This window comes from Borrelia tillae (genome assembly GCF_055693965.1).
In genome coordinates, this window is sequence record NZ_CM146346.1 from 596305 (window position 1) to 613100 (window position 16796).

The window sequence follows — 16796 nt, forward strand, 5'->3', positions numbered from 1 at the left end:
TAATTTATGATGGTTTATTTTTTAGAATATTTTTTAGGAGGAATGATGAGAGAATATGATATTAAAAAGGCAATTGCTATTAAGAGGTTAGTTAAGTATTTTTTTGATGAGCTTAAATATAGAATGAAAATACCTTGTCTTAGACCTAATAATAAAGATATGAGTACAAGGTATATACTTCTTAATCTTTTAAGAAAGATAGCTAATCTACCATTTAATAAACAATATGAAATTGAAGAACAATTCCCCCTTGATGTTTTGGGAAAAAGCATGATTGCAGATGCAGTGCTTATCAAAAGAGTAGATTATGATAGATGTGTTATTACTGGTATTATTGAGGCAAAAGCGGAACATGTGGATTCTTGAGTATGAATTTAAGAGATTTTTTATTCAAAGTGGTAATGTTAATGTTCTTTTTTGGCAGCCTAAACAGGTTATTTTAAAGCAGAATGAAGATTTAATTAGGTTGGATAATGAGATTCTTAATCTTGATACGGATCTTTATTCATCTGCTATAAAAGAGAAGTTGGAGGGTTTTATTAATATTCTTGTTCAATTCTTTTCTTATGAGTATGTTTTATTTGAGTATAATAGAACATATAGTAAATATGTTTTAGTGAAAAATAAATAAATTCCTTGTTTGATGTATAGGTTATATTTTGATTCCATTAAGGATAACTATTATTTAATAATAGTTATTATTCATTGCTTATATGAAATTTAACTTTGTAATTTCATGTTAAACTATTTTTTTGTAATTATTTATTTTTAAGTTCATTGTATTTTAAATATTCATTAAATTAAGATGTGTTAAATATTGTTAGAAAATTCTTTTTTGTGGTAAAATTTTTTCATGTATAAATTTTCGTTTTTTGGTAAAAAAGAATCTGATATGTCTAAATCGTCTAAGAATGAGTCTTCAATTGGTATTGATGATGGTAATGAAGGTTTAAATGTGCATGAATGTTTAGCTCCTGTTAAAGAAGTGATAAAGGGATTTTATCATGCCAAGTCTTCTATTAGTAATGTATTAGTTCGTATTGAGTTTTTGTGTAAAAAGTTGTTTTCTAACTTTGAGAATATTGATAAAGTCTTTGAGGAGCTTATTGAGAAGGCAAATGATGCGCGTAATCAGGTCAGTATGATCTTTGAAGATATTGAGAAGAATAATGAAGAAAAACTTAAAAGGGTTAGCACTGTTATTGTGGGAGTTCAGGGCAGTTTAGAGACTATTAATAGTTTTTTAGGTGCGACTAATATGATTTCTCTTAATGCCAAACTTGAGGCGGCAAGAGCAAAAGAATATGGAAAAGGGTTTTCTGTTGTTGCTGATGAGATTAAACGGCTTTCGAATCAGGCAAAAAATGTTATGAGTATGATTTCTATTAAGGAAATTGAACAGGTATCTAAGGATTTAGTTTCTGATAATATTAGAAAATTGCAATCAGATATTGATGATTTTTTTTCAAATATAATTGAAAAACTTACTTCTCTTGAAGATTTATTTAAGCATTTTGTTGGTAAACAAGGTGAATTTACAACATTAATTGGTGAGCTTGAAAATGTTGAAGCTAATATTTTATATTTATCAGGGAGCTGTGATGTTTTGTCTAGTTCTGAAGCGTTTATGTATTCCAATGATGAATTTTTAAAAGAATTGGAATTTATCATTTCAGAACAGATGTCTTGGATAAATATTGTAAGAACAATGGTTGATAATCAAAAAAATATGGCTATTCAAACTGATCCTATGAAACATGGTTTTGGATTGTTTTATAAGGGACTTGCTCCAAAGGCTTTAGAACTTAGAGAAATCTGGGAAGAGGCTTATTCTAGTTATTTAAATATTCATAAACTTGTTGTTGGAATAATAAAAGTTTTTGAACAAGATAGTGTTGACAGTGTAAATTTAAAACGTGCAGTAGATTTTTTAGCCCAAGCTGAAAGTTTATCAGATGAAATTGTTAGCAGGCTTGAATCTATTCGAAAAATAGTAGTTGAATATGAAAATCAAGGCATTAGTGTTTTTGCATGACCTTCGATTTATTATTTTTATTGTTTTATTTTTTTGTGGGGTTGAAGTTTAATATTTAAAGGTTTAATATTTAATATTTTGCTTTAGGTTAAGATATGTGTCCAATAAAATTCAAGTTTTGGTGAAATAAGTATAAGTATGGATTTAGAAGCTAAATTTATTCATTTACATGTGCATTCAGATTATTCTCTTTTAGATGGAGCTGCTAAGATTACAGATATTGTGGCAAAGGCAAGAGAATATAATATGTCTCATATTGCATTAACAGATCATGGAAATCTTTTTGGAGCTATTAGATTTTACAAGGAAGCAAGAAAGGCAGGGATAAAACCCATCATTGGTATTGAAGCTTATATGTCGAGTACTTCAAAGAATATGAAGAAAAATGATGAATTTGGTAGGCCTTATTATCATTTAATTCTTCTTGCAAAGAATGAATTGGGTTATAAAAATTTGTTAAAGTTGGCAAGTATTGCTTATCTAGAGGGATTTTATTATCGCCCAAGGATAGATAAGGGTGATATTGAAAAATATTCTGAAGGGCTCATTTGCACGTCTGCATGTATTGGTGGAATTATTCCTCAATTGATTCTTGCAAATAGGTTTGATGATGCAAAGAATGAAATTATTTGGTTTAAGAATGTTTTTGGTGATGATTTTTATCTTGAATTGCAACGCCATGGAATTAAACAACAAGAGATAGTTAATGAGAAGTTGATTACCTATTCCAAAGAATTTAGTGTTCCACTAACTGTTTCTAATGATTCTCATTATGTAAATAAAGAAGATTCAATAGCTCAAGATATTATTGTTTGCATTGGAACGGGGGCTAAGAGAAATGATCCTAATAGACTTAAAATGGAGACAGATGAATTTTATATTAAATCTCAAGAGGAGATGTGTGAGCTTTTTAAGGATTTGCCAGAAGCTTTAAAAAATACTTTAAAGATAGCTCAAAAATGTGATGATTTTGAAATTAAGTTTCCAGGCCCTATTTTTCCTGAATATCAGCTGCCTAGTGAATTTGATACTTTGGGTCAATACTTAGAGTATTTAACACTTGAAGGTTTGAAGTTTAGGTATACAAATATAACTGATAGCATTAAGGAACGGACTTTTTATGAACTTTCGATAATCATAAAAATGGGATTTGAAGCATATTTTTTAATTGTTTGGGATTTTATTAAATTTGCACATGATAATGGCATTCCGGTTGGACCTGGGCGTGGTTCTGGCGCTGGTTCTATTGTTGCATATGCTCTTAGAATTACTGATATTGATCCTTTGAAATATAACTTACTTTTTGAAAGATTTTTAAATCCTGAGCGTATATCTATGCCTGATTTTGATATTGATTTTTGCTTTGAAGGCAGAGATGAAGTTATAAAGTATGTTACTAGAAAATATGGTGAGGATAAGGTTGCGCAGATAATTACCTTTGGTACCTTAAAACCTAAGGCTGTATTTAAAGACGTGGGACGAGTATTAGATATTCCTTTTGTTGAGTCTAATGAACTTACCAAACTTATTCCTGATGGTCCCAAAGTGTCTCTAAGAGAGGTTATTGAAGATGGATTTTTAAAGGATTATTTAAATAAGGGAGCTGTTTATGATGAACTTCTTGAAGCGGCTCTTGTTCTTGAAGGCATGAATAGGCATGTTTCAACCCATGCAGCAGGCATTGTGATTTCAAGAGCACCTTTAACAGATTATGTACCACTTTATAAGGACTATAAGCAAGATACTATTTCTACACAGTATACTATGGACTTGTTAGAAGATTGTGGTCTTGTAAAGATGGATTTTCTTGGACTTAAAACATTAACTTTAATCAAGAATGCAGAAAACCTTATTAAGATTACTAATCCTGATTTTAATATTGCTACTATTTCTGATAGCGATACTAAGACTTTCAAGATGTTATCTGAGGGGCGTAGTGCGTCTGTTTTTCAGTTTGAATCTGAGGGTATGCAACAAGTTTTAAGGGAGGCCAAACCTGATAGTATTGAGGATTTAATTGCTTTAAATGCACTTTATCGTCCAGGTCCCATGCAGTTTATACCTCAATTTATTGCAGCTAAGACAGGAGCTAAGCGGATTAAATATCCCCATTCAGATTTAAAAGAAGTTTTAAAGCCAACATATGGAGTTATTGTTTATCAAGAACAAGTGATGGAAGTTGCAAGAATTATTGCTGGATTTTCTCTTGGAAAAGCAGATATTTTAAGACGTGCAATGGGTAAGAAAAAAGAAGATGAAATGAATAAGATGAAAGTTGATTTTATAGAAGGTGCTATTAGTAAAGGTTATGACAAAACTCTTGCAAATGATATATTTGAACTTTTAAAACCATTTGCTGGTTATGGATTTAACAAATCACATGCAGCTGCGTATTCTTTAATAGCTTATCAAACGGCATATCTTAAGGCCAATTATCCTGCAAATTTTATGGCTGCCAATTTAACAAATGAGATTAATAATACTGAAAAGTTGTCTTATTATATTGAAGAAGCAAAATCTATGGGAATTAGCATTTTAAGACCCGATATAAATCAGTCTTTCAAAGAGTTTCGTGTGATTGATTGTAATATTTCTTATGGGCTTACTGGTATTAAGAATATTGGGGAGGGAATGGTTGATTTGATAATTGTTGAGAGAGAAAAAAATGGAAATTATAAATCCTTTGAAAATTTTATTCGAAGAGTGGATGATAAGGTTATAAATAAAAAATTTCTTGAATCTGCAATAAAATCCGGACTCTTTGACAGTCTTGACCAGAATAGAAAAACTCTTTTTGAAAATCTTGATAAATTAATAGATTCTGTAACAAAAGATAAAAATGATAAAAAACTTGGTCAGAGGAGTTTGTTTAGTATTCTTGACTCTAATGATATTGTTCAAAGTAGTTTTAATTATCATGTATTTGAGGAATATTCTTATCCTGAACTCTTAAGATTTGAGAAGGACCTTTTAGGATTCTATGTATCTGGACACCCTCTTGATCCTTATAAGACTGAATTGGAGCGATTTACAAATTTTAATGTTTTAGAAGAACTTGCGCTTAGAAAGGATACTATTGTTAGATTTGCTGGTAGTTTGAATTTAGTAAAAGTTATTTATACTAAGAAAGGTAATGATAGAATGGCCTTTGGAGTTATTGAAGATTTTAAAGGCGCAATAGATCTTGTGATTTTTACCAAACCTTATGAAAAATATAGACATTTATTGATTGAAGGTGATGTAATTGGTGTTATAGGTAAGCTTACATTTAATAGAGATAAGTTTTCAATAATTGTTGATAAAGTCTTAAGCATTGAAGATATTTCTGTTAATAAGATTAATAATATTCATATTAAGTTTTCTAATGAGAGATTAAATGATTCTGATCTTCTTTATGCTTTAAAGGATAAGCTCTTTAATTTTGAAGATAGTACTGGCTATTCACATGTTTATTTTTATTTAAGCAGTGATGGTAGAAATGTAAAACTTAAAATGGATTTGGCCTTAAAATTTAAGCCTGATGAGTTTAAACTTAATGAATTGAGATGCCATGAAATAGTAGAAGATATTTGGGTTGATTAGGAGGATTAGTTGTGATAATAGAAACGTTAATTGTGTTTTTAAATATTTATAGAATTTTAATTTTACTTAGAATTCTTCTTAGTTGGCTTGTATCTTCAGGAATTAATGCTAGTAAGTTTTTTAGATTCATATATAATTCAACAGAACCATTTTTATCTATTTTTAGAAGGATTCGATTTTTTAGGCTTGGCATGTATGATTTTTCCCCAGTTGCAGCTTTAATTACTCTTACAATATTTGAGCGAATGTTGTCTTATGGTGATTATAAGCTGTCTACATTTGTTATATTGTTTATTATAGAAATTTGGGGAATATTAAGAAGTATCTCTTTTGCGCTTATTTTTTTCTTTGCTTTAAGATTAATATTTTTATTTTTACATTTGTTTGATGGTACTGATCTTATGAAAAGCGTTGATTCATTATTAATTCCTTTGTCTATTAGAATAAATAATATAGTTACAGATAAAAGTATGTCTTATGCTGTGAATTTAATTGTAGCAGGAGTGTTACTGTTGGCATTTATCATTATTTTTGAGCAGGCTATAAGGGCAATTAGCATCTTAAGCTATTATTTACCGTTTTAGGATTTTATCATGTTTTTACATGAATTTTTGCATGATTTACAAAGTATACGTGGTCTTGGTGAGAAGGGAGTTGCTAAATTAAATAGTTTGCATGTCACAAATATCAGGGAACTTATAGAATATTTTCCTAAGAGATATGAAGATCGTCAAAATATCAAAACCTTTCCATATCCACTGCAGGTGAGACATTGTGAATTTATGACAATTTTTACTGTATTGGAACATAGAAATTTTGGAAATAATTCTAAGAAGAATTTGAGACTTATAGTTCAAAGTGAAAATAATGAGATATTTGAAGTTCTTCTTTTTAATAGAGGGTTTTTAGAGGGAATTTTTAAGATAGGTCAAAAATTTTATATTTATTCTAAATTCAATTATAACGATTATAATCAGATGTGGAGTTGTTCTAATTTTGATAGTGAAGTATTTAGTTATAACCCTGAGAAATTTAACAAAATTATGCCAGTTTATTCTCTTTGTGAAGGATTGACTTCTAAAAGGATATCGTCTTATGTCAAAGTAGCGCTTGGTTATTTTTTAAAGTTTGGGCAATCAGATATGCCCCAATTTTTGATAGATAAATATTCATTATTGCCCTTTCATGAGGCTTTAAATGAGATTCATTTTCCAAGTACTCTTGAAATGCTTGATATAGCAAAAAAAACCCTAATTTATAGGGAAATTTTTTTACTTCAATTTTTTTCAAGAGGAAGAAATCCTGTAGTTTATTTAAGGGAGAGAAGAAATTTGCCAAGGAGTTTACTTGAGCAAGTTGTCTTAAAACTTCCATTTAAGCTTACAAAAGATCAAAAAATTGTGATTGATGAAATAATTAGTGATCTTGAAAGTAGCAAACCAATGAATAGGTTATTGCAAGGAGATGTTGGTAGTGGCAAAAGCCTTGTTGCATTTTTATCTGTCATTCCTTTAATTGAAGCTGGGTATCAAGTTGCATTGATGGTACCTACTGAGCTTTTAGCACGGCAACATTATAATAATTTGAAGGGTATATTAAAGGATTTTAGTATTTCTCTGGTTCTTTTAACTGGTAGTCTGAAAAAAGGGGATAGGGATTGTGTTGTAGAACAAATCCAAAATGGGACTTGCAGTTTAGTAATTGGTACACATGCTCTTTTGTCTAAGGGAATAAAATTTAAAAACTTAGCTTATGTCATTATTGATGAACAACATAAGTTTGGTGTTGAACAGAGAGAAGAACTTAGAAACAAAGAAGAAGGAGTTGATTTGCTTTTAATGTCAGCAACCCCTATCCCTAGAAGTTTAGCTTTAACCCTTTTTGGTGATTTGAGATATCTTTAATTAAAAGAGGGCCTGCAGGTCGAATTCCTGTTACTACTTACTTAGCAAAACATGGAAATGAAGATAAAGTATATGAATTTTTAAGAACTGAACTTGCAAAAGGACATCAGGTATATTTTGTTTACCCTTTAATATCATCTTCAGAGAAGTTTAATTTAAGAGATGTTACTAGCATGTGTCTAAAACTTAAGAGTGTTTTTGAAGGGTATGTTGTTGAAATGATTCATTCTAAACTTGAACCTTATGTTAAAGAAGAAATTATGCATGATTTTTACTTGAAAAAAGTGAATATTTTGGTTGCAACGAGTGTAATTGAACTTGGTATTGATTGTCCAAATGCAACCTGTATGGTGATAGAGCATGCAGAACGTTTTGGGCTTTCTACCTTGCATCAGATTAGGGGACGTGTTGGCAGAAGTAACTTAAAATCTTTTTTATTTTTGCTTTACAGAGAACCTTTGACAGAGGCGGGAAAATTTAGACTTAAGACTATAAAAGAAAATGTTGATGGATTTAAAATAGCAGAAGAAGATTTGAACTTAAGAGGTCCTGGTAATTTATTTGGCTTTGAACAAACTGGTTATTTAAAACTTAAGATAGCTGATTTTATTGAAGATAGAGAAGTTGCGAGTTTGATAAGGGAAGAACTTAATATGTTTTTTTTAAATAAGTCTTCTTATTGTAAAACAGATATTGAATTACTTGACAACCTTTTACTCTCATATGTAAGTTCTGTTGAAAAATAGAGGGAATATTAATTATTTATATTTAGATATTCTTTGTATATTTTTGGATTAATTTTGAGAGTTCTTTTTTGTGTTCATGCCAGAATTCGAGAAGTTTATGTTGTAAATTATTAAAATATTTTTTTTGTAATATGCATACTTGTTTTCCAACATACATATAATGCCAAGGTTCTGCTTTATAACCAGTGTCTTTCTCATAGTTTTTTGGATATGATAATGAAAATCCGTATTTTGATGAATTTTCATAAAGCCATTTGCCCATCTTTGTTTCTAGTAAATTATCATCTAGACTGATAAAGTCTATAGTTGTTCCTAGTTGATGCTGTGAATGATCAGGCATGGCTGATTGAATTTTTGCTGCCTTAAGACCATAAGTCTTGACGTTATATTCAAATAAAAATTTTTGATATTCTTTTGTTCTGTATGCTGATATTATTGTTATTGGAAATCCATTTTCTTTTCCTGCTTTTACAAGGCTAATTAAGTCATCTATTAATATTTGTCTTAGCCTTAAATTTTTCTTTTCAATGTTCTTTAGTTCTTTGAAATCTTTTAGATAAACTAAATCAGTTGGATTGTAGTTTTTAGGAATTGAGATTTTTTTGTTTATATGTATTAGTAAATTATTTTTTTCTGCTTCAAGTAATGGTCGAAGTTCTTTTATGAATTGAATTGGGTTATCTTTTATTTGTTTTTGGTGAGACTTATTTAAAAGCTTTATACTTTGAAGTAAGATTTTTAGATCTTGATTTGGTATTGTGTTTGATCGTAACTCAAAGTTATTGATTAATAACATTAATGAAAAAATATGTATTGATCTCATGAAAACGTAATTAATATTATAACTTATTTTTATTATGAGAGTTATTGTAGAAGCGATTTTAATACTTTATTAATGTTAATTTTAAATTTTGTTTGTAAAAGTGATAAACTAAATAAGATATGCTGAAACAGTTTAATAATCATCGTTTGGTATTACGAGAATTGTTGATATTGGCCGTTCCTACGGTTTTTGAATCTTTTTTATTTCAATTAGTAACATTTTTTGATAACTATATGATTGCTTATCTGGGGTCTTATCAAGTAACAGGAGTTTCTCTTGCCAATCGAATAACTTTTCTTTTCTTTATTGTTATATTTGGACTCGGCAGTACGCTTAGTACTTATGTATCTCAAGCATTTTCTAAGAGAAAATTTATGCATGTTAAGCAAGTGTTTGCTTATGCTTTGATGATTGGGATGACTATTGGAATTATTTTCTTTTGCATATCTTTTATTTTTTCAAGGGAGATTATTAAACTATTTGTGAAAGAGGATGGGTCTTTAAATTTTGGCAAAGATTACTTAAGAATTGTTGCTGTTTCCTATATTTTTATGCCTTATTCTTTTTTATCCGCCATGGGGTTTAAGAGTATTAAAGATATTAAAATTCCCTTAATTATTACCACATGTGTTGTAATAATTAATATTATTTTAAATTACATTTTGATTTTTAGATTTGGTATGGGAATAAGTGGAGCAGCTTATGCTACTTTGATTGCTAGAATTATTGAGTTTGCTTTTTATTTTTTTTATAATTTTTGGTATGTAAATTCTTATTATTATCTTCAAATAAGAGATTTTGTCGTTTCAAAGAATATCAAAATAGCCTATTTGAAAATCTTAATTCCTGTTTTGTTACATGAAATTTGTTGGGTTTTAAGTATAACTATTCTACATGCTTTTTATGCTCGACTTGGAAGTAGTGAGTATGCATCTTTTGCAGTGGCATCTAATCTTTTGGATTTATGCTTTGTTATAATGCATGGAATGGGAGTTGCAACTGGTGTTATTATTGGTCATTTAATGGCAAATGATAGGGAACATGTTAGAGAATTGGGAATATTTTTATCATTTATTGGAATTCTTTCAGGGTTTTTTGTGGCGTTTATTCTTTGTTTGGTATCTAAAATTGTTCCTATTATTTTTAATAATTTGGATTATCCTGAACTTGTAAGTACATTTATTCTTATTTTTGCAAGTATTGTTGTTTTTAAGGGTTTTACAACCCAGGTACTTATTGGTACTTTTAGGGCTAGTGGAATTCCTAATATTTGTTTTTGTATTGAGATAGGAGTGATTATTTTTTATACATTACCCATTGCTTATTTTTTAGTTTTTTTTACTAATTTTAGATTACCATTAATAGTTTTTATTGTTAATCTTGAAGAGATTATTAAAAATATATTTATTTTAATAGAGTTTTTTAAAGATAATTGGATAAAGGAAATTCATTATGAAGAACTGACTTAATCCTTAAAATGTGTTATGCTGGTACCTAGAATATTTATGACCAAAATGAATTTAAATTCATTTTGGTTTTATTTAATAAAAGGATTCCTGCTACATTTCTATAGTATATTTTTTAAGTTAAATTCGTCTATTTTTTGACAATTTGAAGACTTACTGTTTTTGTGTTTAGGAGGGGGTTGTGTATTTATTAAGCAAATCCAAAAAAAGCAGTGTATGTCGTGATATTTTAAATATTGCCATTCCCACGGCCATTGAGTTATTTTTATTTAATATTGTTGCATTTACAGATAATATTATGGTGTCTTATCTTGGTGATTATCCTGTTGTTGGCGTATCTCTTGCAAATAAATTGTTTGAACTTTTTAATACTATTGCCTTTGCAGTAATGGGAGCTTATAATATATTGGCAACAAGACAATATGTCCAAGGCAAATTCGATAATTTTAAAAATACGTTTTTTATTAGTATTGTAATCCTTTTATTATTTTCATTTTTATTTATAGTGATCTCACTATTTTATTCATATTTTTTTATTGGTTTATTATCTGATGATCCAATTGCTATATTTTATGGAGTATCTTATCTTAACATTGCTGTTTACTCTTTTATATTTGCAGTTGTTAAGGGAATTATTGCTAATTCACTTAAAGTTGTCAAAATAACTAAAATTCAAATTGTTACTTCTGTTATTTCAGTTATTATTAATATAGTTTTGAACTATTTATTTATTTTTGTGTTTAATATGGGAGTAGTTGGTGCTGCTATTGCAACTACGTTGGTTCGTTTGATTGAACTTATTTTTTATCTTCTTTATACCGTTTTTAATATAAATTCACATTTTCATCTTAAGTTTTCAAATTTAAAAATTAATCCTGTAATATTTTCTGAATTAATTAAAGTGTTCGTTCCAATTTTTTTAAATGACTTTATTTGGTATTTGGGATACTTTGTCTTAAGTGCAATTTTTGCAAGAATTGATACGGCGAAATATGCAGCTTATAGTATAACGTTTTCTATTTATTTTATTGGATTTAATATAATTTATGCTTTTTGTTTTGCTGTTAATATTATTATGGGACATGAGATGAATAATGATAAAAAAGAAATCATGTCGGTTGCGATCTATTTAAGCAGAATAGGGTTGATTCTAGCTGTTTTGACTTCTTTTTTTATGTTTGCTTTATCATTTATAGCTCCCTATATTTTTTATCAATTGGAATATTCAGAGCTCATGGGTGTTATGTTAAGATATTATTCTATTTCAGTTTTTTTTACATCACTTGCGTTTCAATACTTATTTGGGTTTTTTCGTGCAGGCGCATCACCAAATTTTGGAGCTATTATGGAAGGTTCTGTGACTTTAATTTATACTATTCCTATTGCATATTTTTTAGCAAACTATACACGCATTCCATTTGAACTTATTGTTTTTATCCCTACTCTTGAAGATATAATTAAGTTTAGTATCTCTTTGCCTTATTTTTATAGTATTAAGTGGATTAAATCTATTAAAACGGGTTAATTATTTTGTTATAATATTTGTGTTGTGTGTTTAAATGAAATAAAGGATAAAAATCTTTTGATTATGGGTTTAGGGGTTAATGGGGGGGATTAGCTGTTGCCAAGTTTTTGTTAAAACATGGTTGCAATTTAGTCATTACTGATTTAAAAAGTGAACTGGAATTAGCTTCAAGCATTAGGGATTTGGAGCAGTTTAGAGATAAAGTACGATATGTTTTAGGACGCCACGATGAAGATGATTTTAAAAGAGCAGATATTGTTATTAAAAATCCTGGTGTAAGATCTAATAATAAATATTTAAAACTTGCAAAAAGAGTTGAAACTGATATTAGTTTATTTTTGATGTTTAATCGTAATCCCATAATTGCTATTACAGGCACTAAGGGAAAATCAACTCTTGCATCTCTTTTGTATAAGGTTTTGCATGCTTGGTATCCAAATTCTAAACTTGGTGGTAATATTGGAATATCCCCTTTGAGTTTTATGGATAAACTTGATGGAACTTCGCCTATTGTGTTAGAGCTTTCTTCTTGGCAATTGCATAATCTTAAAAGTTTAAGTCCTATTATTAGCATTATTACAAATATTTATTATGATCATCAAAATTATTATTCAAGCTTTGCTAATTATATAGAAGATAAAGCAAAGATTTTTATAAATCAAAATATGGGGATCTTAATTTCTCAAGATCAAGCTTATTATAATTACTTTTCTAGATTTAAATCTAGCTCCAAGGTAATTCTATTTTCAGAAACTATGCCTTTCAATTTTGGAAATGATATCTTTTATTTTAAAAGAGGGGTAGTTTATTTAAATAACGAGGCTATCGGTACTCTTAATGAATCAAAATTTGTGCTATTGCTTTCTAAGATGATTACAATGTTTATTGCAAAATATTTATGCATGGATTTAAGTGTTGTATCTAGTATTATGGCTGATTTTGATGGAATTGAACATCGTTTGGAATTTGTAAGAGAATTGAGAGGTGTTGAATATTATAATGATACGGCATCAACAATACCTGATTCTACAGTTTTGTCTGTTAAAAGTTTAAAGTTTTCAGAAGGATTAATTAATCTTATTACTGGTGGGACTGATAAAGAGCTTGATTTTACAGCTTTTGGTGAGATTTTAAGTATGGTTAAAACTTGGATTTTACTTAAGGGAAGTGCTACTTTAAAGATTGTTCGATTTTTAGAAGATAATGATGTTAATTATTTTATTTTTACAACTTTAGAAGATTGTGTTTATTATGCTAGAGAGATTGCTGTTCAAGGTGATATAGTTTTGTTTTCTCCGGCTAGTGCTTCGTTTGAGCTTTTTAAAAATGAATTTGATAGAGGATTGAAATTTAAGACTTTAGTAAATACTCTAATTTAGAGCATTTACTAAAGTCTTTTTTTATGACCTTATAGTAGACGTATCTTATTATCTCAAGAAATGTATATATTTGATATAAAAATTTTTTGTATACGAAGTCGTAGCACCCAGCTCTGTGTATAAGCCTTCCCCCAAATCCAGTTTTAAATTGAAATAGACCAAATAAAGGGTGTTTTACATCAGCAATTGGAGGGATTCCTAAAAGATCATATTCTTTTATTTCAAAGCTTTTAAGCATTTGTATGGTTTTAAATTGAACCGCGTAATTGGGCATTAAGTGTCTGTTCTCTGTACTTGAGGCACCATAAAGATATGTGGCTTTATCTTTATATATACCAACAATAATTCCAGATATTAATTGTTCATTGTGTAGTGCAATTATTAGTTTTATTTTGGAATTCTTATCTTCTTTAAATGCTTGTATTAACCCTTGTATGTAGTCTTTTGAGTGAATAGCAAATTTGTCTCTTTGTGATGTTTCTTGATAAAGTTGATAAAATTCATCAAAATATTTAAGGTCATCATCTATGATAACTGTAATGTTTTTTTTGCTGCTGAGATTTATGTTATATCTTGTTTTCTTTTTCATCTTAGCTTTAATGATTTCTAATGGATCGTTTAAATCTATGATGGTTGTGTTTGATGGCTGTATGTTGTCAAATGATTTTTTGAGATTTTTGAATTTAAGTTTGAATGGAATATAATCTTCTCTTAAGTTTCGTGAGGTATAAAACATCAAGTCATATCGTACAAAGATAGTATTTTTATGTAAATATTGTCTTATTTGTTCACTAAACTTTTTAATTTGGATATTAATTTCATCTATATTAATTTCTGCGATTGTTTTATTTGAAAATTCTGGATGAGCAATATAACTTAAATAAAAGTTTCCAAATATTCTTCTTTGCATAACAAGAATTTTATTGAAATGACTACTACTTAAGGCTATAGCTTTCCATGGGCTTTGATTGCTTGTAGTTTTTTTGACAATTGTCCATAGTTTACTTTGAAGGTAACTTTCGTTTAAACTTTCTATGCTTATTATTTTAATGTTCATCGTATTTGTTATATCTGTTTATTTTTCTTGAGTTGAGATTTAATACACCTTTCCATTGGGAATTTCTTTAGATAGTATTTTTTCTTTAGAATTCTCTAGTATTAGATTAATACCGTTTATTTTAAGTTCCCCATCTTCTGCTACAATTTGAGTTTTAAAGAATTTATCTATGCTAATCTTTGGTGGAGATTTTAACTCCTTACCACTGTCACTATCAAGTATTATTCGTTCTCCAGGGGTAGGATTATCTTTAAAATCTTCTACAATTATTACTTTAAAATTTTTATTCTTATCTTCAGTTGCAATTAACATCCCTTCAGATCTTATTCCTCTAAATTTAGCAGGTTTCAAATTATCAACTATGATTATGTGTTTTCCAATTAATTCTTCTTCTTTGTAATGATCCGCTAGACTACTTACGATTTGTTTTTCGTCAGAAGAACCCCCGTCATCAAGTTTTAAAATAAATAGTTTTTCTGCATCTGGATTTCTTTCTATTGTCTTAACTTTAACAACTTTTAAGCATACTTGTTCACTAAATAAATTTATTGGATTATTTGCTGCTTGATCTTGCATATCTCTTCTCCCTGAATATTGTGTTTTTAAGCTATCAATTAATTTTTTTTCTAGTTTGGCAAATAGTACTTCTGTAAATAGAATTGTATTTAGACCTAAATTTGTTCCTAATAATGTATGAGAAATTTCGTAACTCTCTCCAAAAAATTTCCTTATTCTGGCACTTGTGTGAGGAATGAAAGGTGAAATTAAAATGGAGAGATCTCTTATTAAATATATTAGATTCAATAATAGTGTTTTTGTCTCATTAGGGTATTTGTCTTTTATTTTCCATGGTTCGTTATCTTGAAATATTTTATTACCTGTTCTTGAAATATCAAGAATTTCTTTTAGAGCCGATTTGAGTTCTATTTTTTTGAAAAAATTAAGGGTTTTATCATATTTAATATTGATTTCTTTCCAAAAATCTTCTTTTATATCTATTTTATCTATTTTGTTCCCAAAAAATTTTTTGTAGAATGTTAATACTCGATTAACAAGGTTTGAAAAATTTCCAATAAGTTCACTATTGACTCTTTCCATAAAATCGTCCCACATAAATTGAAAATCAGATTTTTCAGGTCTATTATAATATATGTAAAACCGCCAGACATCAGAAGGTATGCCAGTGGTCATGACATCGTTTCCAAATATACCAGTCCCTGCAGATTTTGAAAATTTTAGATTTTCATAGTTTAAATATTCACTTGAAGCTATCTTGCTTAACATTGTCCAGTTTTCCTTGCTGCCAAGCATGATGGCAGGAAATATGATGGTGTGAAATAAGATATTATCTTTTCCGATAAATTGTACTAAATCTGTCTCTTCATTATTTTTCCACCATGATTCCCAATCCTTTAGAACTTCTTTTGTAATTGAAATGTATCCTATTGGTGCATCAAACCATACATAAAACACTTTATTTGCATATTCCTTTTTGGGTACTGGTATGCCCCATTTTAAATCTCTTGTTATTGCTCTTTCTTTAAGACCGTCTCTTAAGAAAGCATTTGTTATGCTAGTGGCATTAATATTCCAATTTTTATTTTGTTTAGTTGTGCAAATCCAATGTTCAAGCTCATTTTGTATTTTTGGTAGGTCAATGTAGAGATGTTTAGTTGTTCTTATGATGGGTGTATTTTTGCAGATTATACATTTTGGATTTATTAATTCAGTTGGAGATAGTAACTTAGAGCAGCGATCGCATTGATCTCCTTTTGCATCATACTGACAATTTGGACATCCTCCTGTTACATATCTATCCGCTAAGAATATTTGATCTTGTTGACAAAAAAATTGTTCACTCTCTTTATCTATGATATAATCATTTTTTTCTAGTTTTAAAAACAAATCTTGTACGATGTCTTTATGGGATTTATTAGTTGTACGTCCAAAAATATCAAATTTGATATTGAACCATTCGTATATTGATTTGTGTATTTCATAATATCTGTCGCATAGTTCTTCAGGGGTCGTTTTTTCAATTATAGCCTTAGTTTCTGTGGCTGTACCATATTCATCTGTTCCACAGACGTAGAGTGTTTTTATATTCATCATTCTTGAATATCTCGTAAAAGCATCTGCTGATAAAACTTGCACTAGATTTCCAAGGTGGGGTATGTTGTTGACATATGGTAATGCAGCTGTAATTAGATTCTTTTTTTTCACTTGATTTATATTTTCCTTTTTTGATGTAATATATTCATATTTTAATACTAAAATAG

General features: G+C 28.8%; 8 protein-coding genes and 3 pseudogenes. 8 read left to right on the forward strand and 3 right to left on the reverse strand.

All coding sequences use genetic code 11. From position 1 onward, the window contains the following. Positions 1–45 precede the first annotated feature (45 nt). The 5 genes and pseudogenes from ACWUD1_RS02970 to recG all read left to right on the forward strand — a co-directional run bounded on the left by ACWUD1_RS02970 (position 46) and on the right by recG (position 8267). Positions 46–631, forward strand: a pseudogene (locus ACWUD1_RS02970) (hypothetical protein). A gap of 222 nt (positions 632–853) precedes the next feature. Continuing rightward, on the forward strand, positions 854–2035 hold the full coding sequence (locus tag ACWUD1_RS02975; protein ID WP_472756359.1) for a methyl-accepting chemotaxis protein: 1182 nt from the start codon (positions 854–856) through the stop codon (positions 2033–2035). A 138-nt stretch (positions 2036–2173) separates the two neighbouring features. Beyond that, positions 2174–5617 carry a DNA polymerase III subunit alpha gene (gene dnaE, locus ACWUD1_RS02980; protein ID WP_472756360.1) on the forward strand — a complete coding sequence of 1148 codons (3444 nt, stop codon included), beginning with the start codon at positions 2174–2176 and terminating at the stop codon, positions 5615–5617. Positions 5618–5628: 11 nt separating this feature from the next. Next, the gene (locus ACWUD1_RS02985; RefSeq protein WP_472756361.1) at positions 5629–6201 is read left to right on the forward strand and encodes a YggT family protein; all 573 of its coding nucleotides are present in this window, start codon (positions 5629–5631) and stop codon (positions 6199–6201) included. Positions 6202–6210: 9 nt separating this feature from the next. Further along, positions 6211–8267, forward strand: a pseudogene (recG, locus tag ACWUD1_RS02990) (ATP-dependent DNA helicase RecG). Between the two features lie 22 nt (positions 8268–8289). Here recG and ACWUD1_RS02995 read toward each other — a convergent pair. Next, complete coding sequence (locus ACWUD1_RS02995; protein WP_472756362.1) at positions 8290–9090, reverse strand: M15 family metallopeptidase; 801 nt, start codon at positions 9088–9090, stop codon at positions 8290–8292. Between the two features lie 119 nt (positions 9091–9209). Here ACWUD1_RS02995 and ACWUD1_RS03000 point away from each other — a divergent pair, with 119 nt between their 5' ends. From ACWUD1_RS03000 to murD, 3 genes and pseudogenes are all read left to right on the forward strand, one after another. Continuing rightward, positions 9210–10559 (forward strand): MATE family efflux transporter, encoded by a 1350-nt coding sequence (locus ACWUD1_RS03000; protein ID WP_472756363.1) that lies wholly within the window; start codon positions 9210–9212, stop codon positions 10557–10559. A gap of 178 nt (positions 10560–10737) precedes the next feature. Continuing rightward, positions 10738–12081, forward strand: a complete 1344-nt coding sequence (locus tag ACWUD1_RS03005) for an MATE family efflux transporter (RefSeq protein WP_472756364.1) — start codon at positions 10738–10740, stop codon at positions 12079–12081. Between the two features lie 63 nt (positions 12082–12144). Next, positions 12145–13460, forward strand: a pseudogene (gene murD, locus ACWUD1_RS03010) (UDP-N-acetylmuramoyl-L-alanine--D-glutamate ligase). On the opposite strand, the gene ACWUD1_RS03015 reads toward murD, so the two are convergent. Then, entirely contained in the window at positions 13432–14517 is a 1086-nt protein-coding gene (locus ACWUD1_RS03015) for a lipid II:glycine glycyltransferase FemX (RefSeq protein ID WP_472756365.1), read from the reverse strand. The pseudogene murD and the gene ACWUD1_RS03015 overlap by 29 nt on opposite strands. Before the next feature lie 39 nt (positions 14518–14556). Continuing rightward, positions 14557–16749 (reverse strand): methionine--tRNA ligase, encoded by a 2193-nt coding sequence (gene metG, locus ACWUD1_RS03020; RefSeq protein ID WP_472756921.1) that lies wholly within the window; start codon positions 16747–16749, stop codon positions 14557–14559. Positions 16750–16796: the final 47 nt, after the last annotated feature.